24 protein-coding genes are annotated in these 26,454 nt (G+C 65.1%); 13 read left to right on the top strand and 11 right to left on the bottom strand.

Translation table 11 applies throughout. From position 1 onward, the window contains the following. Positions 1-2: 2 nt before the first annotated feature. A complete protein-coding gene (locus PQQ53_RS10740; RefSeq protein WP_408324035.1) occupies positions 3-1,208 on the top strand; it encodes an ABC transporter ATP-binding protein in 1,206 nt (401 codons plus the stop codon). A 48-nt stretch (positions 1,209-1,256) separates the two neighbouring features. Continuing rightward, positions 1,257-2,309, top strand: coding sequence for a LacI family DNA-binding transcriptional regulator (locus PQQ53_RS10735; protein WP_408142694.1), 1,053 nt, complete (start codon positions 1,257-1,259; stop codon positions 2,307-2,309). A gap of 108 nt (positions 2,310-2,417) precedes the next feature. On the opposite strand, the gene PQQ53_RS10730 is transcribed toward PQQ53_RS10735, so the two are convergent. After that, complete coding sequence (locus tag PQQ53_RS10730) at positions 2,418-3,275, bottom strand: PA4780 family RIO1-like protein kinase (RefSeq protein WP_408142692.1); 858 nt, start codon at positions 3,273-3,275, stop codon at positions 2,418-2,420. Positions 3,276-3,746: 471 nt separating this feature from the next. Further along, a complete protein-coding gene (locus PQQ53_RS10725) occupies positions 3,747-4,073 on the bottom strand; it encodes a hypothetical protein (protein ID WP_408324033.1) in 327 nt (108 codons plus the stop codon). Positions 4,074-4,102: 29 nt separating this feature from the next. Here PQQ53_RS10725 and PQQ53_RS10720 point away from each other — a divergent pair, with 29 nt between their 5' ends. Beyond that, entirely contained in the window at positions 4,103-5,815 is a 1,713-nt protein-coding gene (locus tag PQQ53_RS10720; protein ID WP_408153123.1) for a SulP family inorganic anion transporter, read from the top strand. An 18-nt stretch (positions 5,816-5,833) separates the two neighbouring features. Here PQQ53_RS10720 and PQQ53_RS10715 read toward each other — a convergent pair whose 3' ends face one another. The 3 genes from PQQ53_RS10715 to PQQ53_RS10705 form a co-directional block, all read right to left on the bottom strand. Beyond that, on the bottom strand, positions 5,834-6,193 hold the full coding sequence (locus PQQ53_RS10715) for a hypothetical protein (RefSeq protein ID WP_408142688.1): 360 nt from the start codon (positions 6,191-6,193) through the stop codon (positions 5,834-5,836). Between the two features lie 70 nt (positions 6,194-6,263). Next, on the bottom strand, positions 6,264-6,902 hold the full coding sequence (locus PQQ53_RS10710) for a LysE family translocator (RefSeq protein WP_408324032.1): 639 nt from the start codon (positions 6,900-6,902) through the stop codon (positions 6,264-6,266). Positions 6,903-7,084: 182 nt separating this feature from the next. Then, the gene (locus PQQ53_RS10705) at positions 7,085-7,969 is read right to left on the bottom strand and encodes a LysR family transcriptional regulator (RefSeq protein WP_408142685.1); all 885 of its coding nucleotides are present in this window, start codon (positions 7,967-7,969) and stop codon (positions 7,085-7,087) included. Positions 7,970-8,132: 163 nt separating this feature from the next. Between PQQ53_RS10705 and PQQ53_RS10700 the strand changes: the two genes are divergently transcribed. From PQQ53_RS10700 to PQQ53_RS10675, 6 genes are all read left to right on the top strand, one after another. Then, the gene (locus PQQ53_RS10700; protein WP_408153119.1) at positions 8,133-8,567 is read left to right on the top strand and encodes a VOC family protein; all 435 of its coding nucleotides are present in this window, start codon (positions 8,133-8,135) and stop codon (positions 8,565-8,567) included. Between the two features lie 387 nt (positions 8,568-8,954). Then, positions 8,955-12,251 (top strand): efflux RND transporter permease subunit, encoded by a 3,297-nt coding sequence (locus PQQ53_RS10695; protein ID WP_408324030.1) that lies wholly within the window; start codon positions 8,955-8,957, stop codon positions 12,249-12,251. A 29-nt stretch (positions 12,252-12,280) separates the two neighbouring features. Further along, positions 12,281-13,504 (top strand): efflux RND transporter periplasmic adaptor subunit, encoded by a 1,224-nt coding sequence (locus PQQ53_RS10690; RefSeq protein ID WP_408324028.1) that lies wholly within the window; start codon positions 12,281-12,283, stop codon positions 13,502-13,504. Further along, a complete protein-coding gene (locus PQQ53_RS10685; protein ID WP_408324026.1) occupies positions 13,501-15,027 on the top strand; it encodes an efflux transporter outer membrane subunit in 1,527 nt (508 codons plus the stop codon). Before PQQ53_RS10690 ends, PQQ53_RS10685 begins: the two co-directional genes overlap by 4 nt. A gap of 79 nt (positions 15,028-15,106) precedes the next feature. Next, the gene (locus PQQ53_RS10680; protein WP_042328199.1) at positions 15,107-15,793 is read left to right on the top strand and encodes a heavy metal response regulator transcription factor; all 687 of its coding nucleotides are present in this window, start codon (positions 15,107-15,109) and stop codon (positions 15,791-15,793) included. Continuing rightward, positions 15,790-17,250, top strand: a complete 1,461-nt coding sequence (locus PQQ53_RS10675) for a heavy metal sensor histidine kinase (protein WP_408142675.1) — start codon at positions 15,790-15,792, stop codon at positions 17,248-17,250. Before PQQ53_RS10680 ends, PQQ53_RS10675 begins: the two co-directional genes overlap by 4 nt. Here the strand turns inward: PQQ53_RS10675 and dinB are convergent. The 4 genes from dinB to PQQ53_RS10655 form a co-directional block, all read right to left on the bottom strand. Beyond that, the gene (gene dinB / locus PQQ53_RS10670; protein ID WP_408142674.1) at positions 17,217-18,383 is read right to left on the bottom strand and encodes a DNA polymerase IV; all 1,167 of its coding nucleotides are present in this window, start codon (positions 18,381-18,383) and stop codon (positions 17,217-17,219) included. The two genes, PQQ53_RS10675 and dinB, sit on opposite strands and share 34 nt — an antisense overlap. Before the next feature lie 177 nt (positions 18,384-18,560). Continuing rightward, complete coding sequence (locus PQQ53_RS10665; protein ID WP_408324024.1) at positions 18,561-19,139, bottom strand: YceI family protein; 579 nt, start codon at positions 19,137-19,139, stop codon at positions 18,561-18,563. A gap of 49 nt (positions 19,140-19,188) precedes the next feature. Further along, positions 19,189-19,779: a YceI family protein gene (locus tag PQQ53_RS10660; protein WP_408153113.1), complete on the bottom strand. Its 591-nt coding sequence runs from the start codon at positions 19,777-19,779 to the stop codon at positions 19,189-19,191. A 134-nt stretch (positions 19,780-19,913) separates the two neighbouring features. Continuing rightward, positions 19,914-20,471, bottom strand: coding sequence for a cytochrome b (locus PQQ53_RS10655; protein WP_408142668.1), 558 nt, complete (start codon positions 20,469-20,471; stop codon positions 19,914-19,916). A gap of 187 nt (positions 20,472-20,658) precedes the next feature. Here PQQ53_RS10655 and PQQ53_RS10650 point away from each other — a divergent pair, with 187 nt between their 5' ends. Both PQQ53_RS10650 and PQQ53_RS10645 read left to right on the top strand, forming a co-directional pair. Next, positions 20,659-21,606 carry a GGDEF domain-containing protein gene (locus PQQ53_RS10650; RefSeq protein WP_408324023.1) on the top strand — a complete coding sequence of 316 codons (948 nt, stop codon included), beginning with the start codon at positions 20,659-20,661 and terminating at the stop codon, positions 21,604-21,606. Positions 21,607-21,718: 112 nt separating this feature from the next. Then, on the top strand, positions 21,719-22,966 hold the full coding sequence (locus PQQ53_RS10645) for an arsenic transporter (protein ID WP_408153108.1): 1,248 nt from the start codon (positions 21,719-21,721) through the stop codon (positions 22,964-22,966). Between the two features lie 63 nt (positions 22,967-23,029). On the opposite strand, the gene PQQ53_RS10640 is transcribed toward PQQ53_RS10645, so the two are convergent. Further along, positions 23,030-23,275: a hypothetical protein gene (locus PQQ53_RS10640; RefSeq protein WP_408324021.1), complete on the bottom strand. Its 246-nt coding sequence runs from the start codon at positions 23,273-23,275 to the stop codon at positions 23,030-23,032. 205 nt (positions 23,276-23,480) lie between these two features. Next, a complete protein-coding gene (locus PQQ53_RS10635; protein ID WP_408153104.1) occupies positions 23,481-23,822 on the bottom strand; it encodes a hypothetical protein in 342 nt (113 codons plus the stop codon). A gap of 486 nt (positions 23,823-24,308) precedes the next feature. Here PQQ53_RS10635 and PQQ53_RS10630 point away from each other — a divergent pair, with 486 nt between their 5' ends. Both PQQ53_RS10630 and PQQ53_RS10625 read left to right on the top strand, forming a co-directional pair. Then, positions 24,309-24,602: an EF-hand domain-containing protein gene (locus tag PQQ53_RS10630; protein ID WP_408324019.1), complete on the top strand. Its 294-nt coding sequence runs from the start codon at positions 24,309-24,311 to the stop codon at positions 24,600-24,602. 265 nt (positions 24,603-24,867) lie between these two features. Beyond that, positions 24,868-26,439, top strand: a complete 1,572-nt coding sequence (locus PQQ53_RS10625) for an efflux transporter outer membrane subunit (protein WP_408324017.1) — start codon at positions 24,868-24,870, stop codon at positions 26,437-26,439. Positions 26,440-26,454: the final 15 nt, after the last annotated feature.

Here is a 26,454-nt window from a genome sequence, read left to right as displayed (position 1 = left end):
GCATGACAAACGCGGCTGATGTGGGCAATGCGGTAGGCCACGCACTGGGCAATCCGTTGGGGAATGCGGCAAACGAGGCGGGTGCCGACGCGGCAAGCGTGCCCGGCGTCGCGGACGCGGCGGGCCTCACGAACCCGGCCAACGTCGCGGTGCGCAATCTGACCATTCGCCTCGGCGCGAACACCGTGATCGAGAATCTCGATCTCGACGTGCGCGCCGGCGAGTTCGTCGTGCTGCTCGGGCCCTCGGGCTGCGGCAAATCCACCTTGCTGCATAGCATTGCCGGGCTGATCGACGTGAGCGACGGCAGCATCGAGATCGCGGGCGAGGATATGACCTGGGCCGATCCGAAAGACCGCCGCATCGCGCTGGTGTTCCAGTCGTATGCGCTGTATCCGACCATGAGCGTCGAGCGCAATCTGTCGTTCGCACTGCGCATCAACGGCACGCCGAAGGCGGAGATCGCGCGGCGCGTGGCGCGCGCCTCCGAGATGCTGCAGCTCGGCCCGCTGCTCAAGCGCAAACCGGCGCAACTCTCGGGCGGGCAACGGCAGCGCGTGGCGATCGGCCGGGCGATCGTGCGTGAAGCCGACGTGTTCCTGTTCGACGAACCCCTGTCGAATCTCGACGCCAAACTGCGCACCGAATTGCGCCGCGAACTCAAGCAACTGCATCAGCGCCTCGGCGCGACGATGATCTACGTGACGCACGATCAGGTTGAAGCGATGACGCTCGCCACCCGCATGGCGGTGATGCGCGGCGGCGTGATCCAGCAGTTCGGCACGCCCGCCGAAGTCTACGCGCGCCCCGACAATCTGTTCGTCGCGACCTTCCTCGGTTCGCCCGCGATGAATCTGCTCAAGGGCACGCTGGAGTCGCGCGAAGGGTCGATCGGGTTTTGCGGCGCGCACTGGCGGCTCGACGTGTCGGCCTATGCGTTCAAGAGCGCGCCGCAGCAAGGGCAGCCGTGTGTGCTCGGTGTGCGCGCCGAAGACGTGCGGGTGGGCGAGGGACTCCCCGAGCGTGCAAAAGTTACGCTGGTCGAGCCGATGGGCAACCACCGGGTCATCTGGCTCGACTATCATGGCGAGCAGGTCGCATCGATCGACCAGAGCAAGACACCGGTCGCGCCAGGAGACAGCGTGGCGTTCTCGTTCGACGCCGCGCATGTCTCGCTGTTCGACGACGCGGGCGGCGCGCGGCTGTAGCGCCGGCGAAGGTGTCGTTGGAATCAACATGGTTTGACGGAGATCCGCGTGGCTACTCTCAAGGATGTCGCGGCACTGGCCGGCGTGGGCATGTCGACAGCGTCGCGCGCCATTTCCGGTAAAGGGCCGATCTCGGCCGATGCCGCTGCTCGCGTGCAGGCGGCGATCGAAGCGCTGAACTTCCGTCCGTCGTCGATCGGCCGCGCGATGGCGACGCAGTCGCTCGGCATGATCGGCATTTTCGTGCCGACCTTCTTCGGCTCTTACTACGGCACGATTCTCAAACAGACTGACGCCGAACTGCGCGCGGTGCGCCGTCACGTCGTGGTGGCGACCGGTTGCGGGGAAGTGTCGCCGCGCGAGCAGGCGATCGAGGCAGTGCGTTTTCTGATTGGCCGCGATTGCGACGGCGTGGTGGTGATCAGCCACGATCTGCACGACGACGACCTGAACATGCTGCATCGCATGCATCCAAAGATGGTGTTCCTCAACCGGGCGTTCGACCAGTTGCCTGAAGCGTCGTTTTGCGCCGATCACCGGCGCGGCGGCGAACTGGCGGCGCGCACGCTGCTCGACTACGGACACCGGGACATCGCGGTGATTTCGGGGCCGTTCAGCGCGTCGGACAATCAGGCGCGGCTCGAAGGCTTCTTCGCCGAACTGGCGCGTGACGGCATTGCGCGAGACGACGTCACGCTGATCGAATCGGACTTCTCGCCGGAGGGCGGCTACGCGGCCACGCAGAAGGTGCTCGATTCGAAGCGGCGCGTGACGGGCCTCTTTTGCGCGAACGACACGATGGCGGTGAGTGCGCTCGCGCGCCTGCACCAGGCGGGCATTGCCGTGCCGGACGAGATGTCGGTGATCGGCTACGACGACGATTACTCGGCCGCTTACGCGGCGCCTGGGCTGACGTCGGTGCACATCCCGACCGCGGAGCTGACGCAGAACGCGGTGCGCTGGCTCGTCAACCAGTGCTACCGGACCACGTGGGAGATATTTCGCGAGTTTCCGGTGAGCGTGACGATGCGGGAGTCGATGGGGCGGGCGCCGGGGGCGGGGGCTTCGGTGAAGGCGGAGCGAGCGGGTCGCGTTTCGTAGCGTGTTTGCCTCGTGGGGCCGCTCGTGTGCGGCTCACGGGCGCTTCGGGGGCGCTTCACGTTGCGGCCCTGACGCGTCTTGACGTACGGCAGAAGCGGCTTGCGCGCGTCACGTCCCGCTGCGCAGCGACTCTTCGTAGCGCAGCCGCGCCTCTTCATCGAGCCGCGTATCCTCGAGTTCCTGCAGCACGGCTTCCAGATCGACCGGCGTGGTGTCCTGTTCGACATGACCGGTCAATGTCGTATCGACGTGCAACGCGCCCGCTTCGTACAGCGCCCAGATTTCCTTGCCGTAGCCGGCCTCGAGCAGCGCCGGCGCGAAGCGGCCGAAATACGCGGCCAGGTTGTCGACGTCGCGCTCCAGCATCGCGGGCGCGTCGAGATTGCCCGCGGCATTCACCGCTTGCGGCAGGTCGATGATCACCGGGCCGTCGGCGGCCAGCAGAATGTTGTACTCGGACAGGTCGCCGTGAATCATGCCGGCGCACAGCATCCGCACCACTTCCTTGAGCAGCTGCGCGTGCAATTCGAGTGCGCGTGCTTCGCTCAGATCCACGTCATTCAGACGCGGCGCGACGTTGCCGTCGGCGTCCGTCACCAGTTCCATCAGCAGCACGCCGTCGGTGCAGATGAAGGGCTGCGGCACACGCACGCCCGCGTTAGCGAGTTGGAACAGCGCGTCGACTTCGGCGTTCTGCCACGCCTGTTCCTGCACTTCGCGGCCGTAGCGGCTGCCTTTTTCCATCGCGCGCTGCTCACGGCTGTTCTTGACCTTGCGGCCTTCGCGATAGGATGCGGCCTGGCGGAAACTGCGCTGTTTCGCGTCCTTGTAAACCTTCGCGCAACGGGTGGAATCGCCGCTGCGCACCACGTAGACGGTGGCTTCCTTGCCGCTCATCAACTGCGAGATGACTTCGTCGATCAGGCCTTCTTCGACCAGCGGGAGTAGACGTTTCGGCGTTTTCATGCGGCCGCCGGGGAGCGGTGGGCGGTGCGGCGGCGCAGGGCGGGCGCCTGCGAGGGCGTGTGCGGGGGGATTCGGGTCATGCCGGATTATAAGGGAGACCGACGATGTGGCCGGATGGACGGGTGCCAGGCGGCAAGCGGTGTTCGTCAGGGCGGGTTCGAGGCTGAGGTTGCCGAACCAAAGTTTGCGCACTCGTGCTTGGCGGGCGAACAGCGAGAGCGAAAGACGCGGGCCATGGCGGCGGCTGATGCCCCGGCCCCGGAATCCCTGGAAGCGCTCATCTAATCCCCGCCAGGAGACTGCCGGTGCGGCCGCCAATCTGGCGAGCCGTTCTAAAGCCGCCGTGCCCCTCTCTCTGTAGAAAATCAGCGTTTTTCCGGCGTTTTTTCGCGTGTCCGCGCAGTCCCCGCTTCGAGCATTTGTCAAAAATAGTTGTAATTCTTGGCAACAGTGCTTTGCGGTTTCCCGCATTCAATTTCCATGCAGATCGCTTAAACTCACCAGTAACAATTTGTTACGGGGTGTGTGATGTTGGCCGTTGTTCTGCTCGCCTGTCCAATCTGCATCGTCGCGCTGTTTGGTTTTGCGCGGCATGTGGATCCGCAAACAGGTCACTTCAAGCGTTAATGCCCTGCCGTTGCCGAAGCGGGTGCGCTGGCAGCAGTGTTGCCAGACGATGCCGGCTTGCGGCTGTCTGCTTGCGGTCCTTGCGCTGATTCGCTCCCGGCTTTTTCTCCAGCCGGCGATCGCCTGCTCATCAGGTCTTGCGTTCGCGTGCCGAGTCGCGGCACGATGCACGATGACCTAAGTGTGGGGCACTATCGCGTATGCGAGATTTTCTGGCGAATATCACCGCGCGCGCCGGCGTGCTGAAGGGCGTGCTTCCTCTGAGCCGTGCCGCGGCGGCGCGCGATGCGCTGGCCGGCGTGCAGCTCGCGTCGATGGATATTCCGCAGGTGCTCGGCTACGCGCGCATTGCCGGCATGCCTGCCGTTACCGGGCTTTACACCGTCTTTCTGCCGCTCGTCGCCTTTGCCTTTTTCGGCGCGTCGCGGCATCTGGTCGTGGCCGCCGATTCCGCCACCGCGACGATTTTCGCGAGCCGGCTCTCGACCATGGCGCCCGCGGGCAGCGCCGACTACGCGTCGCTCGCCGCGATGGTCGCGCTGCTCACCGCGGCGTTGCTGCTGATCGCACGGATTTTCAAACTGGGCTTTCTCGCTGATTTCCTGTCGCGCACCGTGCTGGTCGGATTTCTCGCCGGGGTCGGCGTGCAGGTCGGCATCGCGATGCTGGGCGACATGCTCGGCGTGCCGGGCCACGCGGCGCGCAGCATCGATCAACTGACGCTCGTCGTGCGCGAGTCGGCGCGCATCGATCCGCCGACGCTCGCCATTTCGCTGCTGGTGGTCGCCGCGATTCTGGCGTGCAAGCGCTTCCTGCCGCGCCTGCCGGTGCCGTTGATCGCCGTGGCGGCGGGTATCGCGGCAAGCGATCTCTACGGTTTCGCGGCCCGCGGCATCGCCGTGCTCGGGCCCGTGGCGGGCGGCCTGCCGCCACTGCGCCTGCCTTCGGTGACGTGGCAGCAGCTACTCGATCTGGTGCCGGTCGCGGCCTCCTGCTTCGTGATGATCGTCGCGCAAAGCGCCGCCGCGAGCCGCGTGTTCGCCGAGCGCTATCACGAATCCGTCGACACCAACGCCGATCTGCTCGGCATCGCCGCGGCCAACGCGGCGGCGGCGGTGTCGGGTGCGTTCGTGGTCAACGGCAGTCCGACCCAGACCGCGATGGCCGATCGCGCCGGCACGCGCAGCCAGTTCGCGCAGCTCGCGTTCGCGGCGGTGGTGGTCGTGGTGCTGCTGTTTTTCAGCCGCTATCTGCAATACCTGCCGCACTGCGTTCTCGCCAGCATCGTGTTCACGATTGCGATCGGCCTGGTCGATCTGAAGACGCTGTTCGCGATTCGCCGCGAAAGCCCCGGCGAATTCGCACTGGCCGTGTTCACCGCGGCGGCGGTGGTGCTGATCGGCGTCGAGCACGGCATCCTGGTGGCGGTGGCGCTATCGCTGCTGCGGCACGTGCGGCACAGCTACCGGCCGCACACGATGGTCCTCGCGCCCGGCGACGACGGCATGTGGGTGCCGGTGCCGGCCGCGCCCGGCATCCAGACCGCGCCGGGGCTGATCGTCTATCGCTTCGGCGCCGACCTGTTTTATGCGAACGATCATTTCTTCGTCGACGATACCCGCCGCCTGATCGAAGGGGCGCCGACCGCGGTGCGCTGGTTCGTGATCGACGCGAGCGCGATCACCGATCTCGACTATTCGGCGGCGCGTTCGGTGGGCGAGCTGTGCGAGGCGCTCAAGCGCGGCGGCATCGAAGTGATCTTCGCGCGCGTGAACCGTTATCTGCGCTCGGACATGGACCGGCATGGCATCACGCCGCTCGTCGAGGCGCGCTGTATCTTCGCCACGCTGCATGAGGCGTTGCGCGCGGCGGGCGTCGAGAAGCCGGACGCGCAGGTGAAGCACGAGTCGTAGCGAAGGGGGCTGTCGGCGTTAGCGGGGCGGCGCGTCGTCGTCGAAAAAATAGCCGATGAAAACGCAGGCGCCGGCGGCCGCGAGGCCCAGTGCCGCCACCGTTGCGGCGAGCGCTCTGCCGTGCCACAGGCCGTCGAACCATTGATGAAGCTGTGCCATCAGCACCGCCGCATTGCCGCCGATGCGCTGCAATTCGATCTGATAGCGCGGATCGACGGCGCTGTAGCGCGCGAGCGCGTCATCGGGCGGGGCGGCGCTCGTATAGATCAGCGCCGCCGCGATCAATGCGCCGATCAGCACGGCCGCGCCCGCCCGATACCAGCGCTTTTGCCAGGGCGTGCGTCGTGCCGCCGGGTTCATCCTGTTGCTGCCGCTCATCGTGTTCACTGGTCCGCGTCGGTCTTTCACGGCATCAGTATCGCAGAGCGGCGGCGCGCGCCGAAGGCGGCTAGCTTTTCGAGCTCAGCAGCTTGATGCCCGCAATCGCGAACATGACGGCGAGCGAGCCATCGAGCCAGCGCCGGATCGCCGCGTAAATGCGGCGGGCGGACTCGGTCGAGAACAGCACCGCGTAGCTGCTGAACACCGTGACGCCGATCACCATGCAGCCGAGCACGACCGGCATCACGTGCGACGCTCCGCCCGCGGGCGACATGGCCAGCGAAACGATCGACAGCCAGACCAGCACCGCCTTCGGATTGGTGAGATGCAGCAGCAGGCCGCGCAGATAGAGGCGCTTGAGCGGCTCGTCGGGCCGCGCGGCCGCGGCGGGCAATTTGCCGGCGCTGAACGCGGAACGCGCGGACTTGAAGCCGAGCCACAGCAGATAGACGCCGCCGGCAATCCTGATCGCCGTCAGACATTCCGAGTAAGTGGCGAGCACCGCCGACAAGCCGAGCGACGCCAGCAACGCCCACGAGAACGAACCCGACACCACGCCGAGCGCGAAAGTCAGCGCGGAGCGGCGGCCCGAGCTCATCGCCAGCGACATGATCGCGAGATTGCTGGGCCCCGGGCTCGCGGTGCCGACGAAGTAGGCGCTGTAGGCGATCAGGACATCGGCGCTGAGAAAGGGGCTGGCGATCATGGGCGGGCACTCGGTGACGGGCGGGTTCGGCGACGCACGGGGCGGGGCGCGTAGGCGGATCGGGTTCGCGATTCAACGTGTGAGCTGATGGGCGAGCGATGATTCTGCGCGCGCTGGCGCAGGTCTTACAGATACAGTTGAAGGTCCGCGCGACAGGACAATCGGCAACGCCAGGCCCTGCATCAAACCCTACGCCCGCCAGCGGCCACACCAACACACTCCGCCAACACATCCGCCACCGCCTGCCGGCTATGCCGCGGCCGCTGCACGAGCCCGATCTCGCGCTGGAACGTCGCGTCGCCCAGTTCGAGCGCGGCGACGCTCGCGGGCCACTTGCCGAGCCCCGCCGTATTCGGAAGCAGCGCCACGCCGATCCCACGCGCGACCAGTTGCACGATCGCCTGTAATTCGTCCAGTTCGATCGCGTCGCGCACGTTCAGCCGCGAGCGCCGCAAAAAACGCTCGACCAGCCGGCCGCCGAACGACGTGCGGTCATAGCGGATGAACGGCTCGCTCCTGAGCAGCTCGCGCCAGGAACGCGTCCCGCGCGCGAGCTTTTTCGGCACGAGCAGCACGAACGGCTCGCTGACGAGCGTGCGCCATTCGAGTTCGGACGGCAGCGCGAACGGCGGCTTGATGATGACGGCCAGATCGAGTTCGCCGGAATCCACCTGTCCCAACAGACCCAGCGACACGCCCGGCACCACGCGAATCCGCCAGCCGGGCCGGTCGTCGCGAAAGCGGGCGAGCGCGTCGGTGAGAAACGACACTTGCGCGGACGCGATCGCGCCCACCCGCAGCATGCCGCTTTCCGCCGCGACCGCACCGCGTTCGGAGAGCCGCGCGTAGAGCGTCATCATTTCCTCGGCGAGCGCGAGCGTTTCGCGGCCGGCGTCGTTGAGCGTCGCGGAGCGGCCGGTGCGGTCGAACAGCGCGAAGCCGAGTTCCGCTTCGAGCCGCTGCATCTGCGCGCTGACCGCCGATTGCGTGAGGCCAATGCGCGCGCCCGCGCCGGAAAACGTGCCGTACTGGCTGACGGCGAGGAAGGTCTTGAGCTCGCTGAGCATGATCGATTAATCGAAATGGGTGATGGTCAGGTCAAATATATATCGTTTTTCACCACTTTTGGTTATGGTTAAAATCTGCACTGAGCGTGGCCTCACGCGTGCCACCTGTGCGGCGCCACGTCAATTGCACCCACCCCCACTTCCAGTCAGCGAGTTGTCCATCATGAGCGTTGTCGAAAACGTTGTGCCGCCGTTCCATCTGGCGTTTCCTGTTCACAGCATCGCCGCTGCCCGCGAGTTCTACGGCGAACTGCTGGGCTGCCCCGAAGGCCGCAGCTCGGATGAGTGGGTCGATTTCAACTTCTACGGCCATCAGATCGTCGCACACCTCGCACCGGAAGAGACCGGCCACCGTCAAACCAGTAAGGTCGACGGCGATGCGGTGCCGGTGCGCCACTTCGGCGCGGTGCTGTCGATGGAACAATGGCAGGCCGCCGCCGACAAACTGAAGCGGGCGGGCATCGACTTCATCATCGAGCCGCATGTGCGCTTCAAGGGCGAAGTCGGCGAGCAGGCGACGATGTTCTTTCTCGATCCGTCGGGCAATGCGCTGGAGTTCAAGGCGTTTGCCGATATGTCGTCGCTGTTCGCCAAGTAAGCCGTCACGAACCACCACCGCGCGCGTCGAAAGAAAACCGGCCGACCTCGAAAGGGGCGGCCGGTTTTTTTCATCTGACATGTGGTGCAAAGCGCGTTGCGCCTCGCAACGTATTTGCTTTGCACAAATCAATCTGAAAGCATGTTTCCTATTATTTCCGCGTGCCGCCACGTATCGCGCGACGCAACGTGCCGGCAACAGGGCGCATCTTTTCTCAACAAACGTTTGCTTGTCGCCAAATGCCGGCGTGTTTTGAAACGCCGCATCGGCTTACGCTTTCCTTCCTGACATTTGTGCCATTTTCGCGCCATGCAGGCGTTGGCGCTATCGATCTAGCATACGCGCTACTTACCCATCTCTTACCTGCATTTTCTCGGGCGCGTTTCAATGTGGATCGTCAACGTAGCGCTTAAACGGCCATACACGTTCATCGTGATGGCCATTCTGATCTTGCTGGCGACGCCATTCGTGCTGTTCACCACGCCGGTCGACGTGCTGCCGGAAATCAATATTCCGGTGGTCAGCATCATCTGGACGTATACGGGTTTGTCAGCCGAGGACATGGCCAACCGCATCACGTCGGTCAACGAGCGCAGTCTGACCACCACGGTCAACGACATCGAGCACATCGAATCGCAATCGCTCGCGGGCATCTCGATCCTGAAGGTGTTCCTGCAGCCGAACGCGAACATCCAGACCGCGATCGCGCAGACCGTGGCCGTCGAACAGGCGCAGCTCAAGCAGATGCCACCGGGCGCGACCGCGCCCCTGGTGATCAGCTATTCGGCCTCCAGCATTCCGGTGATCCAGCTCGGCCTGTCGAGCCCGAAGCTCTCGGAGCAGGATCTCAACGACACCGCGCTGAACTTCCTGCGCCCGCAACTCGTGACGATTCCGGGCGCGGCGGTGCCGTATCCGTACGGCGGCAAGTCGCGTCTGATTTCGGTCGACCTCGACACGCGCGCGTTGCTGGCCAAGGGGCTGACGCCGACCGACGTGGTCAACGCATTCAACGCGCAAAACCTGATTCTGCCGACCGGCACGGCCAAGATCGGGCCGAAGGAATACACGGTCAATATGAACGGCTCGCCGGACACGCTCGACGGGCTCAACAATATTCCGGTGCGCACCCTCAACGGCGCGACGACCTATCTGCGTGAAGTCGCGCACGTGCGCGACGGCTACTCGCCGCAAACCAACATCGTGCGGCAGAACGGACGGCGCGGCGTGCTGATGTCGGTGATGAAAAACGGCAACGCCTCGACGCTGTCGATCGTCGACACGTTGAAAGGGCTGTTGCCGAGCGCGCGTGCCGCGTTGCCGCCGGACCTGAGCATCACGGCGCTGTTCGATCAGTCGGTGTTCGTGAAAGCGGCCGTGCAGGGCGTGGTGCGCGAAGCGCTGATCGCCGCCGCGCTAACCGCCGCGATGATCCTGCTGTTTCTCGGCAACTGGCGCAGCACCTGCATCATTGCAATCTCGATTCCGCTGTCGATCCTGTCGTCGCTGATCGTGCTGCATGCGCTCGGGCAGACCATCAACATCATGACGCTCGGCGGCCTCGCGCTGGCGGTCGGGATTCTCGTCGACGATGCGACCGTGACGATCGAGAACATCGAACGGCATCTGCATATGGGCACGAATCTGCACGATGCGATTCTCGACGGTGCGGGCGAAATCGCGATTCCCGCGCTCGTCTCGACGCTGTGTATCTGTATCGTGTTCGTGCCGATGTTCTTCCTGACCGGCGTGGCGCGCTATCTGTTCGTGCCGCTCGCCGAAGCGGTGGTGTTCGCGATGCTCGCGTCGTACATCCTGTCGCGCACGCTGGTGCCGACGCTCGCGATGCTGCTGATGGGTCACGCGCACAAGCCGAAAGCCGATGCGAAGCCGAATCTGTTCACGCGCGTTTACCGGCGTTTCGATAGCGGTTTCGAGCGTATGCGATCCGCGTACATCGTGATTCTCAGCAGCCTGCTGGTGCGCCGCGGCAGGTTCGGCGGCGTGTTTCTCGGCTTCTGCATCGTCTCGATGGGTCTGGTCTTCGTGCTTGGCGAAGACTTCTTCCCGACTGTCGACGCGGGCGATATCCGTCTGCACTTCCGTGCGCCGACCGGCACGCGTATCGAGGAAACCGCGCGTCTGGCCGACGAAGTCGAGAAGGTGATCCGCGAGGTCGTGCCGCCGAAAGAACTCGGCACGATTCTCGACAACCTCGGTTTGCCGTATAGCGGTATCAACCTGTCGTATAGCAACGCGGCCACGATCGGCACGTTCGACGGCGAGGTTCAGATCGCGCTGAACGAAGACCACAAGCCGACGCAGATGTACATGGACAAGCTGCGCACCATCCTGCCGCAGCGCTTTCCGGGCGTGGAGTTCTTCTTCCAGCCGGCCGACATCGTCACGCAGATTCTCAACTTCGGCTTGCCTGCCGCCGTGGACGTGCAGATTTCCGGCGCGAACCAGCAGGGCAACCTGGAGGTCGCGCGCAAGTTGCTGAAGCAGGTGCGGGTGATTCCGGGCACGGTCGACACGCATATCCAGCAAAAACTGGACGAGCCGGTCATCAATCTCGACATGGATCGCACGCGTTTGCAGCAGCTCAATCTCAGTGCGAACGATGTCGCGCAGAACGTGCTCATTTCGTTATCGGGCAGTTCGCAAACGTCGCCGGGATTCTGGATCAACAACAAGAACGGCGTCGAGTACAAGGTGGCGGTGCAGACGCCGCAGTATCAGGTGTCGTCGATGGACGAAATGTTGCGTACCCCGGTGTCGGGTTCGGCCACCGGGCCCACGCAGCTGCTCGGCAACCTGGTGCGGGTCTCGCCGCAAAACCAGTTCGCGGAGGTCTCGCACTACAACATCAGGCCGGTGATCGACCTGTACGTGAGCGTCGAGAAGCGCGATCTGGGCAGCGTGGCCAATCAGGTCGACAAGCTCGTCAATAACGTGCGGGCGTCGCTGCCGCGCGGCAGTCAGATTGTCGTGCGCGGCCAGGTGCAGACCATGCGCAGCTCGTTCTTCGGCCTCGGCCTGGGCGTGGCGGTGGCGATCGTGCTGGTGTATCTGCTGATCGTGGTGAATTTCCAGTCGTGGGTCGATCCGCTGATCATCGTCAGCGCATTGCCGGCGGCGCTCGCGGGCATCGTGTGGATGCTGTTTCTGACCGGCACGCATCTGAGCGTGCCGGCGTTGACCGGCGCGATCATGACGATGGGGGTGGCCACCGCCAACAGTATTCTGATGGTCGCCTTCGCGCGTCAGCGCCTCACCGCCGGTGCGCCGCCGCTCACGGCCGCGCTCGAAGCCGGCGCGAGCCGGATTCGCCCGGTGCTGATGACCGCGTTCGCGATGATCATCGGCATGATCCCAATGGCGCTCGGTCTCGGCGAAGGCGCCGAGCAGAATGCGCCGCTCGGCCGCGCGGTGATCGGCGGCCTGCTGTTCGCGACGGTGTCCACGCTGTTCTTCGTGCCGGTCGTGTTCGCGGGCATCCATACCCGCCTCGCGCGCCGTCATCACAACGACGACGGGGATCAAGCGGGTCATGGCGGCGACAACGGCGACGAAGGCGACCAGAGCGACCAGGGTAAGAACGGCAATAGCGGCAACGGCAACGACCACCCCGACGGCCCCGCGCCGGACCACGGCGGTGCTCCCCGGCCCGCATCAAGTTAAATGACGGCTGACTGAGATGGCTGACTGAGATGACCGAAAAAACACATGCATCGCTGGCGATCCCCTCGCGAGAAACCGAAGGAGGGCACGCGCTGCCGCCGCGCCACCGTGAATGGAAGCGCGCGAAGGTCGCGCTCTGGATCGTGCTGGCGCTGCTCGCGCTGGGCGCCTTGCGCACCGTGATCGCGAACGGGCTGCAAAACCGCTCCGTCGAGGCGACCACGCAGCAGAACGCCATTCAGTACGTGGACGTGGTGAGCCCGAAGCAGACCGAGGGCGGCGGCAACACGCTCTTGCCGGGCACCTTGCGCGGCTATGTCGAGTCGCCGATCTACGCGCGCTCGACCGGCTATCTGCTGCACTGGTACGCCGACATCGGCGCACGCGTGAAGCAGGGTCAACTGCTCGCCGAACTCGATACGCCCGAGATCGATCAGGAGCTCGCACAGGCCTTAGCCCAGCGTCAGCAAACCAGTTCGAGCCTCGGTCTCGCGAAAAGCTCGCTGGAGCGCTGGCAGCAACTGCGGCAACGCGATGCGGTTTCGCAGCAGGAACTCGACGAGCGGCAAAGCACTTATACGCAGGACGTCGCCAACCTCGCCGCCGCCGATGCCAACGTCAAGCGCCTGCAGCAGCTCGAATCGTTCAAGCGGATCGTCGCGCCGTTCGCGGGCGTGGTCACGCAGCGCAATGTCGACGTCGGCGATCTGATCGACGCGGGCAGCGGCACGAGCCGCGCGCTGTTCGCACTCGCGCAGTCGGACCCGTTGCGCGTCTATGTGCAATTGCCGCAGGCGTACGCGCAGAACGTGTCGGTGGGGCAGAAGGTGGTGGTCACGCAGGCGGAATTGCCGGGCCAGCAGTTTCACGGCACCGTCACGCATATTTCCGGCGCGATCGACGTGCCGACCCGCTCGCTGCAGATCGAAGTGACGCTGCCCAATCCCGACGACAAGCTGCGTCCCGGCGCATACGTGCAGGTCGCGGTGCCGGCGGCGGCGCATGCGGAACTGTCGGTGCCGGGCAACGCGCTGCTGTTTCGCGCGGAAGGTCCGCGCATCGCGGTGGTCGATGCAAAGGGCAACGTCGAACTGCGCAAGGTCGTGATCGCGCGCGACCTCGGGCAGACGCTCGAAATCGAAAGCGGCATCGGGCTGGATGACAGGATCATCATCAACCCGAGCGATTCGATCGCGGACGGCGATCACGTGCAGGTCACGCAGCCGCAGAAGAGCGGCAAGGAGGCGTCGTGAAGTTCGCGGGTCCGCGCCGGGCGCTCACCGCTATTGCGAGCGTAGCGGGTGTCACGTTGTTGGCCGCGTGCACGGTCGGCCCGGACTATCAGCGCCCGCAAGCCGAGGTGCCGCCGACCTGGCGCACCGATTCGTACTGGCGCGTGGCCGCGCCGTCGCATGCGCCGATTTCGCCGGACTGGTGGAGTGCATTCGGCGATCCGATGCTGGCCACGCTCGAAACCCAGGCGCTCGCGCAGAACCAGACGCTGGTCGCGGCGAGCGCGCACTACGAGCAGGCTCGCGCGACGCTCGCGAATACCAGCGCGCAACGCGTGCCGGAAGTGGATTTCGGCGCAACGGCTTCGCGCTTCAGGATTTCGCAGAACCGGCCGCTGACCAACTACGCGACGCCGACTCAATCGACCGTGCAGAACAGTGTGCAACTCGGGCCGACGATCAACTACGACACCGATCTATTCGGCCGGATACGTCGCGAAGTGGAAGGCGCCACGGCTTCGGCGGAGCAATCGGCGGATGATCTGGCGAATGCGCGGCTCGTGCTCACCACCGACCTCGCCACTGACTATTTCTCGCTGCGCGAGCTCGATGCCGAGATCGACGTGCTGAACCAGTCGGTGAAGCTGCAGCAGAAGGCGCTCGACTACGTCACGTCCGAGCACGACCTCGGTTCAGTGTCGGGCCTCGAAGTGCTGCAGCAGAAGTCGCTGCTCGACTCGACGCAGGTACAGGCTCAACTGCTGCTGAATCAGCGCGCGCAGTTCGAACATGCAATCGCCGCGCTGGTCGGCGTGCCGGCCCCGCAGTTCGCGATCGAACCGAAGGTGCTCGACGCGAAGGCGCCCGCAATCCCGCTCGGCGTACCGAGCGACGTGCTGCAACGCCGCCCGGACATCGCCTCGGCGGAACGCGCGATGGCGGCGGCCAACGCGCAGATCGGCGTCGCCAAGGCGGCGTTCTTTCCGAGCCTGACGCTGACGCCGGGCATCGGCTGGGAGAGCACGCAGTTCGCCAGCTTGCTGAGCGCGCCCACGCTGATGTGGACGCTCGGCGCGACGGTCGGCCAGGTGCTGTTCGACGGCGGCCGCCGCGCGGCCAACGTCAAGTTCGCGAGCGAAGGCTATCAGGCCACCGAGGCCACCTACCGGCAGACCGTGCTCGACGCGTTCCAGCAGGTGCAGGACGGCATCACGGGGCTATCGGTGCTGGACGGCGCGGCGAAGCAGTCGCACGAAGCGGTGGGCGATGCGCAGCGCCTGTTGTCGCTTGCCACCGACCGCTATTCGGGCGGCCTCGTGGCGTATCTCGACGTGATCACCGCGCAGCAGTCGCTGCTGAACAGCGAGCGCCAGGACGTGCAGATTCACGGCCAGCAGATGACCTTGTCGGTTGCGCTGGTGAAAGCGCTCGGCGGCGGCTGGGAGGCCGGCGCCGATCTCGCGGGCATGTCTCACGACACTCGGCACGACGCTCGGGACGACGCTCAGCCCGCCGCTCAGGAGGCGATGGCTCCCGCAAGATGAGCCGCCGGTTCATGATGCATCCGCGCACGCAGGAGGAATTCGAGGGCGTTTCGTATAATGGACACTCAAGGGGACGCGCATGAAATTGCTGATTGTTGAAGACGAGCACAAGGTGGTGGACTACCTGCGCTCCGGTTTGACAGAGCAGGGCTGGGTCGTCGACGTCGCGCTGGACGGCGAGGAAGGCATGCATCTGGCCACCGAGTTCGATTACGACGTCATCGTGCTCGACGTGATGCTGCCCAAGCGCGACGGTTTCAGCGTGCTCAAGGCGCTGCGCATGCGCAAGTCGACACCGGTCATCATGCTGACCGCCCGCGACCACGTGAACGACCGCGTGCGCGGCCTGCGCGAAGGCGCCGACGACTACCTGACCAAACCCTTCTCATTTCTCGAACTGGTGGAGCGGCTGCATGCGCTGGCGCGCCGCACGCGTTCGCAGGAATCCACGCTGATTTCGGTCGGCGATCTGTTCGTCGATCTGATCGGCCGGCGCGCGACGCGCGACGGTGTGCGCCTCGACCTGACCGCGAAGGAATTCCAGCTGCTTAGCGTGCTCGCGCGTCGGCAAGGCGACATTCTGTCGAAGACGGCGATCACCGAACTCGTCTGGGACGTCAATTTCGACAGCCACACCAACGTGGTCGAGACCGCGATCAAACGATTGCGCGCGAAGCTCGACGGCCCGTTCCCCTCGAAACTGCTGCACACCGTGCGCGGCATGGGCTACGTGCTGGAAGTGCGCGAGGAGGCTGAATCGTCATGAACCGTTCGATCGCCCGCCGCCTCGCATCGATGTTCGCGCTCGTCGCGCTGTTCGTGTTCACGCTGATCGGCACCGGGCTGTTTCTGGTGCTGCGCACGCAGCTCGAGCATCACTTGCGCGAGTCGCTCGACGATCGCACGCAGATCGCCCGCATCATCGTCTATCACGCGGTGACGCCGGAAAAATGGCGCATGGCCCGCGAAAAACTCACCGACATGACGCCGCACGACAGCAGCACCGTGTACTCGGTGTCGAGCATGGATCCATCCTACAACTACGGCAAGCTGGTCGACGGCCCCGTCGTGAAGGAATGGCCCGGCGGCTACACGCGCGTGACTCCGCCCGGGGGCGGCCAGGACATGCTCACGTTCACGCAGACCATTCCCGCTTACGGCACGCGCCCGCCAGTGCAATTGCAGGTGGCGTCGAGCTACTCGCCGAATGTGCGCACGATGCGCGTGTTCGGCTCGGCGCTCGCCGCACTGTCCGCGCTGGGTAGTCTCGCGGTGCTGCTGCTCAGCTATTCGGTGACGCGCCTCGGGCTCGCGCCGCTCACGCGGCTCACGCGCGATGCGTCCGCCGTGAGCCCGAACAACCGTTCGCAACGTCTGAACACGGCGTCGCTGCCGCTCGAACTGAACGATCTCGCGAACACCTTCAACGGCGCGCTCGAACGTCTGGACGGCGCGTATGGCCGCCTCGAATCGTTCAACGCGGACGTCGCGCACGAACTGCGCACGCCGGTGACGATCCTGATCGGGCAGACCGAAGTGGCGTTGACGCGCAACCGCTCGGTCGACGATCTGCGTCATACGCTGCAATCGAATCTCGAAGAGTTCGAGCGCATGCGCGCGATCATCAACGACATGCTGTTCCTCGCCCGCGCCGATCAGGGCGAGCGCGCGACGGGGCTGATCGAGGTATCGCTGGCCGCCGAGGTTGCGCACACGCTGGAGTTTCTGGAGATTCCGCTCGAAGAAGCGCGCGTGTACGCGAATTTGCTGGGCGATGCGCAGGCGCGCGTGAACCGCTCGCTATTCGGCCGCGCGTGCGCGAATCTGTTGATGAACGCGATCCAGCATTGCGAGCCGGGCGCGACGATCAAGGTGACGATCGTGCGCAACGGCGATCAGGTGCGCGTCGCGGTGGCCAACCCCGGCGAGCCGATTGCGCCGGACGTGCTCGAACATCTGTTCGACCGCTTCTATCGCGCGGAAGTCTCGCGCACGAACAGCCGCGAAAACCATGGGCTCGGGCTGGCGATCGTGAAGGCGATTGCGGAGATGCATCGCGGCACCGTGTCGGCGCACAGCGAGCTGGGGATCAACACGTTTGCGTTTTCGGTCGCGGTATCGCAGATCGGCGGCGACGCGCAGATCGCACGCCCGAATGGCCCGAATGCCGGCGTGACGGTCGAGGGCGGTTACTCGTCGCTGGCGAAAGGCAAGTCGGCCTGAACCGGCACACGCGGCTTCAGCGCTTGCGCGTTGGCGGGCGTCAAGGCGCTCACGCGCACGCCGAGCAGGCGCAGCTTGCGATTCAATTCCACTCGCCGCAGACACTCGGTCGCCGCGCGGCGGATTTCGATGGCGTCCGCGGTCGGCTCGTCGAGCGTCAGATCGCGCGTGACCGTGCGGAAATCGTCGTAACGCAGTTTGATGCCCACGGTCCGGCCCACATAGCCCTTGCGCACGAGATCTTCCGCGACCCGCACGCATAGCCCGGTGAACGAACTGGACAGCGCAGGGCGGTCGTGGCGCGGATGCAGATCGCGCTCGAACGTGGTCTCGCGGCTCATCGACTTGGGTTCCGATTCGACCACCACCGGCCGCTCGTCATAACCCTGGGCGACCTGCATCAGCCAGGCCGAATAGCTGCGCCCGAAATTGTCCTGCAACATGCCCGCGTCCGCCGCCGCCAGATCGCCGACTGTGGCGAGCCCGAGGGCGGTCAGCTTTTCCGCCGCTTTCGGGCCGATACCGTTGACCTTGCGCACCGGCAGCGGCCAGACGCGCAACGGTATGTCGGCGGGCGTGAGGATCGTTAGGCCGTCGGGTTTGTCGAGTTCGGAGCCGATCTTCGCGAGCAGCTTGTTCGGCGCGACACAGATCGAGCAGGTGAGCCCGGTCGCCTGATTGACGGCCTGCTTGATGCGCGCGCCGATCTCGCTCGACTCGCCCGGCAAGCCCGTCAGATCGATATAGATTTCGTCGATGCCGCGATCTTCGATGCGGTCGGTGAACGCCGCGACCGCCGCTTTGAACAGGCGCGAGTAGTGGCGGTACGAATCGAAGTCGGTGGGCAGCAGGACCGCGTCGGGTGCGAGCGCGGCCGCCTTCATCATGCCCATTGCCGAAAACACGCCGAGCGCGCGCGCTTCGTAAGTGGAGGTGGTGACGACGCCGCGGCCCGCGTAATCGCGCAGCTTCGCGAAGCTGCGGCTACCGTCTTCGAGCGTTTGCGGCGCGGCGTTGCGCCCGCCGCCGATCACCACCGCCTGGCCGCGCAGTTCCGGATAGCGCAACAGCTCGACGGATGCGTAGAACGCATCCATGTCGAGGTGCGCGATGCGACGGACGGGAGAACTCATGGGTGATAACGACGGATGACGGCCACGGCAGCGGACAGTTGATTCGATGCGCGTGCCGTGCTGCCGTGCGGGATGGCCTGCTGCGTCGGGCAGCGGTCAGCGCCGAGACGATTCGCCGCGCGCCCGCTGCCAAACCGTCATATTACCTTGAGTCCCTTGCCGCGTCCGCGCAGGCACTTACTGCTTGATGCCTTCAGCCTGGATGTGCAGCGTGGTCTGCATCTTGAAGCCGTAGGTCTTGCCGAAGTCGATGCCGAAATCGTCGCGGTTGAACGTCGCGGTCGATTCCGTGCCGCACACTTCGCGCTTGAGCATCGGGTTGACGAAGCACTTGAACGATTCGATCTTCAGGTTGACCGGCTTCGTGATGCCGTGCATCGTCAGCGTGCCGATCACTTCCACCGGCTTGTCGCCATCGAAGCGGATCTGCGTGCCCTTGTAGGTGGCAGTCGGGAATTTCGCGGTGTCGAAGAACTTGTCGGTGACGAGTTCCGCGTCGAGCTTGTCATTGCCGATGTCGACCGAGTTCATGTCGATCGTCACGTCGACCGTGCCGGTCTTCGCGGCGCGATCGAGCACGACGGTGCCGCTTGCCTTTTTGAACTTGCCGCGCCAGATCGAGATGCCGCCGAAGTGGTCGGTCTCGAAGCTCGGCGACGTGTGGGTCGGATCGAGCTGATACGTATCGGCTGCCATCGCGTTGAACGACAATGCAGCGGCCAGCGCGCCCGTGGCGAGCAGAAATTGTTTCTTCAAGGTGTACTCCAGGTTTTAGAAAAGTGCTGCGGTGTTTCGGTGTTGTGCGTTACTTCTTTGCCGCGACGAGGTGAAACTTGATGACGACTTCGTCGGCGACGATCGACGTGTCTTTCCATTCGCCGGTGCCGACGTCGAACTGCGAGCGCTTGATCGGCAACGCGCCGTCGAAGGTTTGCGTGGCGCCCTGGCTCGCGATGGCGACCGGCACCACGACGGTTTGCGACTTGCCCTTGATGGTCAGCTTGCCGGTAATCCGGTACTGGTTGCCGCCGGCCGGCGCGATCGCGCTCGACACGAAGGTCGCGGCGGGAAACGCCGCGCTGTCGAACCATTCCTTGCCTTGCGCCTGCTTGTTGTAGTCGTCGGCGCCGAGGTCGTAGCTGCCGGTGTCGATCGACACGTTCGCGCTGCCGGCGGTCGGCTTCGCGGGATCGAAATTCAGTTGTGCGGAGAACTTCCTGAACTTGCCGTCGACCGGCACGTTCATCTGCTTCGTCGTTGCGATGACGGTGCTTTTGCTCAGATCGACGTCGGCGTGCGCGAGGCCCGCGCCGAACAGCGAGAGGGAAGCGAGACCGGCGAGCGTCGCGCGGCGAACAGAGTGAAGACGCATGGTATGAGTAGAGGTTGATTTCATGGTAGTACGCATCCTATCGAACCCGCGTGCATTGATTGCACACCGCGGGGAATTAGATTGCCAATGAGCCGTAGCCAATCGCGGCCACGCTGGCGCCGGTTGCCGCACGGCGCACGGCGTAATCGCTGTGATCGTTACTTGAGGAACGGCATCATCCGGCCGAGCAGCCCGTCGCGATCGACGAACTGATGCTTGAGCGCGGCCAGCACGTGCATGACCACGAGCGTAAGCAGCGTGTAATTGAGCAGCACGTGGAGCGTGCGCAGCGTGGCCTTGAGCGCCTGATCCGGGCCGATGATCGTGGGCAGCGGCACGATGCCGAGATACACCACCTGGATGCCCGCCGCCGAGCTGTAGAAGTAGCCGGACAGCGGAATCGCCAGCATCAGCAGGTACAGCAGGCCGTGCACCAGATGCGCGGCCGCCTTCTGCCACGTGGGCGTGGCGTGGTCGAGCGGCGGCGCGCGGTGGCTCGCGCGCCACAGCAGGCGCAGCACGGCGAGCACGAATACGGTCACGCCGATCCACTTGTGCCATGAGAAGTACTTCAGCTTGGTGGGCGTGAAGCCGGGGATATCGGTCATGATCCAGCCGATATAGAAGCCGCACACGATCAGCACCGCGATCAGCCAGTGCAGCGCAATGGCGCCGCCGTTGTAGCGGTCTTTATTACCGGACGGATGTGATGGCATGTTTGTGCTCGTGGATGGCGAGGTCTTGCGTGGATGTCGCGTGTGAATGCGGATGGTAGGGAGGCCGATGAAAACTGAATAGACGGGCGCAAGGGAACAGATTGTTGTGGCGGTGACGCTAATGTGATTGAAATACGCTCGCGCTGTGGTAATTTTCCGGCTGACTCGCAATGAGGAACGACCACCGATGACCAGTACTGGAAAGCAATCCGCCGCGCTCGGCGCGGATTTTTTGCGGCACGAGTTGCAGGAAGCGGCGCCTCGCGCGACGGGCGTCGAAGGTTACATGGAGCACGATGCGGCCGTCTACCGGACCCTGCTCGAATCGACCCGGGCGATTCCGTGGAAGATCGACTGGGCCAGCATGGAGTTCGCCTATGTCGGTCCGCAGATCGAAGCCCTGCTGGGCTGGGCGCCGTCGAGCTGGAAGAACGTGCAGGACTGGGCCGCGCGCATGCATCCGGAAGACCGCGACAAGGTGGTCGAGTTCTGCGTCGCGCAGTCGAAGGCCGGCACCGATCACGAAGCGGACTACCGCGCGCTGACGAGCCGCGGCGAATACGTGTGGCTGCGCGACGTGGTGCACGTGGTGCGCGACGAACGCGGCGAGGTGTCGGCGCTGGTCGGTTTCATGTTCGACATCAGCGAGCGCAAGAAGACCGAAGAGAAGCTGGCCGCGTTGCAGCGCGAACTCGAAGCGCTGTCGTTCAAGGACGGCCTCACGTCGGTCGGCAATCGCCGCGAGTTCGACGCGGTGCTGCAACGTGAATGGAGTGCTGCTCAGCGTCATGGTTCGCCGCTGTCGCTGATCATGGTCGACGTCGATTTCTTCAAGTCGTACAACGACTATTACGGACACGTGCAGGGCGACGCATGCCTGAAGCGGATTGCCGGCGTGCTGAGCGACGCGGCGCGCGAGGCGGCCGAGCGGTGCCGCGGCCTGATCGGCGCCGCGAAGATCCCGCATGAGCGCTCGCCGTTCCGCCAGACCGTGACCGCGAGCTTCGGCGTAGGGAGCGTGATTCCCGCAGAAGCGGGCGATCCGCTCGCGTTCGTCAATTTCGTGGATACGCAACTGTATCGCGCGAAGGACAACGGGCGCGACTGCATCGCGGCGGGCAAGCCGGCCGGATGAGCACGCGGGCGCAGGCGCCGGCATGGGCAGACCTGCTGGCGCTGGCGCACGCCCGGGGCTTCGGCATGACGCCCCTGTGTTCGCACCCAACTCATTATCCAGGGCCTATGCCGTGAATTCCGTTTTTCTGTCTTGGGGTATCGCCGCCATCGCCACGGCCGGCGTCATCACGCGGCCGTTCAAATGGCCCGAAGCCGTGTGGGCCGTCGCCGGCGCGCTGCTGCTGGTGTCGCTCGGGCTCCTGCCGGTGCACCTCGCGTTCGAGGCGATCGGCAAAGGCACCGACGTCTACCTGTTCCTGTTCGGCATGATGCTGCTGTCGGAGGTGGGCCGCCGCGAAGGTCTGTTCGACTGGGTCGCGGTGCTGGCGGTCAACCACGCGCAGGGTTCGCCGCGCAGGCTGTTCGTGCTGGTGTACCTGGTCGGCGTGGTGATCACCGCGTTTCTGTCGAACGACGCCACGGCGGTCGTGCTCACGCCGGCCGTGTTCGCCGCAGCCAAAAAAGCGAAGACGCCGCCGCTGCCCTTGCTGTTCGTCTGTGCGTTCGTCGCCAACGCGGCAAGCTTCGTGCTGCCGATTTCGAATCCGGCCAATATCGTGCTGTACGGCAATCACACGCCCGCGCTCGGCGCGTGGATGATGCGCTTCACGCTGCCGTCGGTGCTGTCGATCGTCGCGACTTACGTGATGCTGCGCTGGACTCAGCGCGATGCGCTCGCCGGCATCTGCGAGGCGAATCTCGAGGCCGTCGAACTGTCGTCGAGCGGACGCGTCGCGCTGGCCGGCATCGCGGTGACGGCGGGTGTGCTGCTGACGGTCTCCGCCTACGATGTCCCGCTCGGCATGCCCACTGCGATCCTCGGCGCGCTGACTGCGCTGGTCGTGCTGATCCTGGAGCGCAAGTCGCCGCTGCCGATGATCCGCGAAATCTCGTGGAGCGTGCTGCCGCTGGTCGCCGCGCTGTTCGTGCTGGTCGAGATGCTCGATCACACCGGCGTCATCACGGCGCTGGCCACGACGCTGCGGCGCGCGACCGAACACAACGAACTCGCGACGGCGGGTTGGGCCGGCGCGATCATCGCGTTCGGCAGCAACCTGATGAACAATCTGCCAGCCGGGCTGATCGCCAGTTCGACGGTGCTGCAGGCGCAGAGCCCGGAGCGGGTGATCGACGCGCTCCTGATCGGTGTCGATCTCGGCCCGAACCTGTCGATCACCGGGTCGCTCGCGACGATCCTCTGGCTCAACGCGATTCGCCGGGAAGGCGAGGACGTGAGCTTTATCAAGTTTCTGAAGGTCGGCGTGCTCGTGATGGTGCCGGCGCTCGTGCTGGCGCTCGGCGCGCGGCTTCTCTTCTGAGCGGCTGACCGGCCGGGCGGTTCGGGCCGAGCATTGCAGGTTCGTCGCTCCTCGGCGTGCGCGTCACCGCTGCGTTGCGGTCGAATCCCGCTGCCGCTCGGTGCGGGTCGTTTCCTCCTCCTCCCTCAGCAAGCGCAGCGTCGCTTCGAGCCGCGCGATGCGCGCCCGTTGCGCCGGCATCATCGACTCGCGGTGCAGCGCGCGTAGACGCTGATGCCAGTACGACAGCGGAAAGCGGTCGCGCGCCGAGATCAACCCGAAGACGACTTCGAGGTGCGCAATTTCCTTGTCTATGTCTTGATGTCCCATCTGATGTGTCCAAAAGAATGCCGATATGGCCGACGGTGTCTGGGAGCTCAGCAAGTGCCATTCCAGCCCGTGCGGCATACGCCGGTGGCGGCTCCCCTCCCGTCGCAACGATTTGTCAGCGGGTTGGTGGACCGCCTGTTCCATGCGGGTGCCAGCAGTCTTTCGCAGTAGTCCATACATTGGACCGGGCACACCTGGCACACGCTCAGCGCGGCATCATCACGACCGGTTGCGCGTAGCTGACGGCGGGAGCTGGCGCGACCGCATAGGTGGTGGGCGGGGGCACGACGACCGTGGTGGTCATCGGCGCGGGCTTGAGCGGCGGCACCGTGACAGCCGCCGTGACGGGCACCGCCACAGGCGCGGCAACCGGAGGCGGCGCCGTCACATACACCGGACTGACCGGCACCGCGTAATAGACCGGCCGCGGCGGCGGCGCGTAGACCACGGCCGCGGGCATATACACGACGACCCTCGCGAATGCCGTCGACGAACAGGCAAGACCGAGGGCGGTAAAAGTAGAGGCACAGACGAGACGAATAGTCACTTGGTACTCCTGAGGCGTGGAGCCGCGCCGCTTCCGACGAAGCGGCGGCTCGAATGGGCCGGATTCGCGTGGAAGCCCGGCCGTTCCGTGAATGCGCTGGTGGCGCTAAGGGTGCCGGCGGCGCATGCGGCGCTTGCGAAGGTCTGCTGCGCCGGCAGACGAAAGATACGCAACGCGCGCGCAAAAACGGCACGACAAACTCATTTCATTCGATGTCACGACGAGACCGCCTGCGATCAGGTGCGCGGCCTCGTATTCGTCTGCTTGAAGCACGTGCTGTGCGTTGTCGGGAAGCCCGAGCGAAGGTACGCGCGATGGCCGCATGAAAGTCCGCCCGGGCGCTCGCGAAAACCCATGACATAACTCGACATGATTCTGCAATTGCCAGCCGGGGGCGCATCCACAAGAATTCGGCCTGTCATCGAAACGGCTCGCGGCATCGGCAGGCGACGCAAGATGGCTCAACCTCAGTCGAAGGAGTCAGTCATGAAAAAGTTGCTCGCCGCCATGCTGCTGTGCTGCGCCTCCACCGTCACGTTTGCGCAGAGCGCCGCGCCGCAAGGTGCGAACCCGCAGCGTATGGAGCGCATGGCGCAGCAGTTGCAAACGCGCTTTTCAAACGCCAACACCACGCACGACGGCAGGCTCACCAGGGCGCAGGCCGAAGCGGGCATGCCGAGGGTCGCGCAGCATTTCGACGAAATCGACACACAGAAGGCGGGCTACGTCACGTTGCCGCAAATCGCGGCATTCATGCAGGAACGCGGGGCAGCGCACTGAGCCGCGCGGGCATTGGCGGGATCGTAGAGGATGGCGCGGTGCAGCGTGCGTGCGGAGCCGCCTTAGCCGCCTTAGCCGCTCGATCCGCTTAATTCGCTCGGGCCGTCAGCGTGCGAAGTTTACGGCTGGCGCGTCGCGCCGCTCACCTGGCGCCGCCGTTTGCCCTTGTCTTGTTCTGTTCTGCTTCGTCTTGCGCTGTGCCGCGCGCGCTGCGCGCCATGCTGTCGAACCATCAGCCGCACCTTGAAGCCTGCAAAAACGCGCGATGAAACTTGCCACGTCCCGCCGCCTGCGCATCGTCAGCGCGTCGCTGATCGTCTCGCTCGGTGCGGCGCTGACCGGTTGCGTGAGCGTCGGCCCGGATTTCAAACAGCCGGACGTGACGCTCGAAAACCAGTGGCTGGAGAGTTTGCCGGGCGGCGTACCGACCGCGCCCGCCGCGCAGGCGGCCTGGTGGACCGCGTTCAACGACCCCGTGCTCACCGCGCTCGAACAGCGCGCCTACGAACGCAACCTGACGCTGCAAGTGGCCGGCCTGCACATCTTCAAGGCGCGCGCGCAGCTCGCGATCAGCGAGCAGAATCTGCTGCCGCAGTCGGGCAGCGTCTCGTTGGGTGCGAGCCATATCGACACGAGCGGCGTCGGGCCAATTCCGCCGGCGCATCTGTGGGCCGAGCATCTGCACGTGAATGCCGGTTGGGAGATCGATTTCTGGGGCAAATATCGCCGGCAGATCGAATCGGACCGGGCGCAGTTGCGCGTGTCGGAAGCCGCGTACGACAACGCGCTGGTGTCGCTGTTCGGCGATGTCGCCAACGCGTACATCGATCTGCGCGCGCTCGAACAGCGCGTCACGGTCGCGCGGGAGAATCTGAAGTCGGTGCAGCAGAGCCTCACGCTGACCCAGGTGCGCTATAAGCGCGGCGCGTCGAGCCAGCTCGATGTCGAACAGGCCGCCACGCTGGTGGCCGAAACCGAGGCGCAGATTCCACCGCTCATCAAGGCGCGTGCGCAGGATCGCGACACGCTGGCGGTGCTGCTCGCCGATCCGCCCAGCGCGGTCGACGCGCAGCTCAAGGGCAGCGCGTCGATCCCGGTGCCGCCGACGCAGATCGACCTCGGCATTCCCGCCGATCTGCTGCGGCGCCGGCCCGACGTGCGCCAGGCCGCGCTCAATGCGGCCGCGCAATCGGCGCTGATCGGCGCGGCCAAGGCGAAGCTGTACCCGTCGTTGTCGTTGACCGGGCTGTTCGGACTGACGTCGGGCGAACAACATGGCATCGGTCTCACGCAATGGGGCAGCAAGACGATCGGCCTCTTTTCCGCGGGCATCACGTTGCCGATTCTCGATCGCAATCAGTTGCAAAACGCGGTGCGGATTCAGGACGCGTCGTTTCAGGAAGCCGTGTTCGATTATCAGAACACGGTGCTGCAAGCGCAGAAAGAAGTGGAAGACGCGATCTCGGGGCTGCGCACCACGCTCGATGCGCTGGCCGCGTCCGCGCGTGCAGCCGATGCATCGCAACGGGCGTTGAAGCTGGCGAATGCGCAGTATCGCTCGGGTTCGGTCACGTACGACACGGTGCTCGACGCATCGCGTTCTGCGTTGCGCGACGGCGATTCGCTCGCGCAGAACCAGGGCCTCGCCGCGCTCGCGGCGGTGTCGCTGTATCGAGCGCTCGGCGGCGGATGGGAGGTCGCGCAGGGGCAGCAGGTGGTCAGCGAACAGGTTGCCGAAGAGATGGCGCGGCGCACGAACTGGGGGAGGCTGTTGAATCCGCCCGCGAATTCGCCGCTCGCGCGCGCGAGTGGAGGGCGGCCTGAGAATGGGAAATAAGAACATGGCGAATGA

Source organism: Paraburkholderia strydomiana (assembly GCF_046030495.1).
Classification (GTDB): Bacteria; Pseudomonadota; Gammaproteobacteria; order Burkholderiales; family Burkholderiaceae; genus Paraburkholderia; species Paraburkholderia strydomiana_A.
Note: the sequence above shows the minus strand (reverse complement) of the source record. Positions and strands in the feature narration are given on the sequence as shown.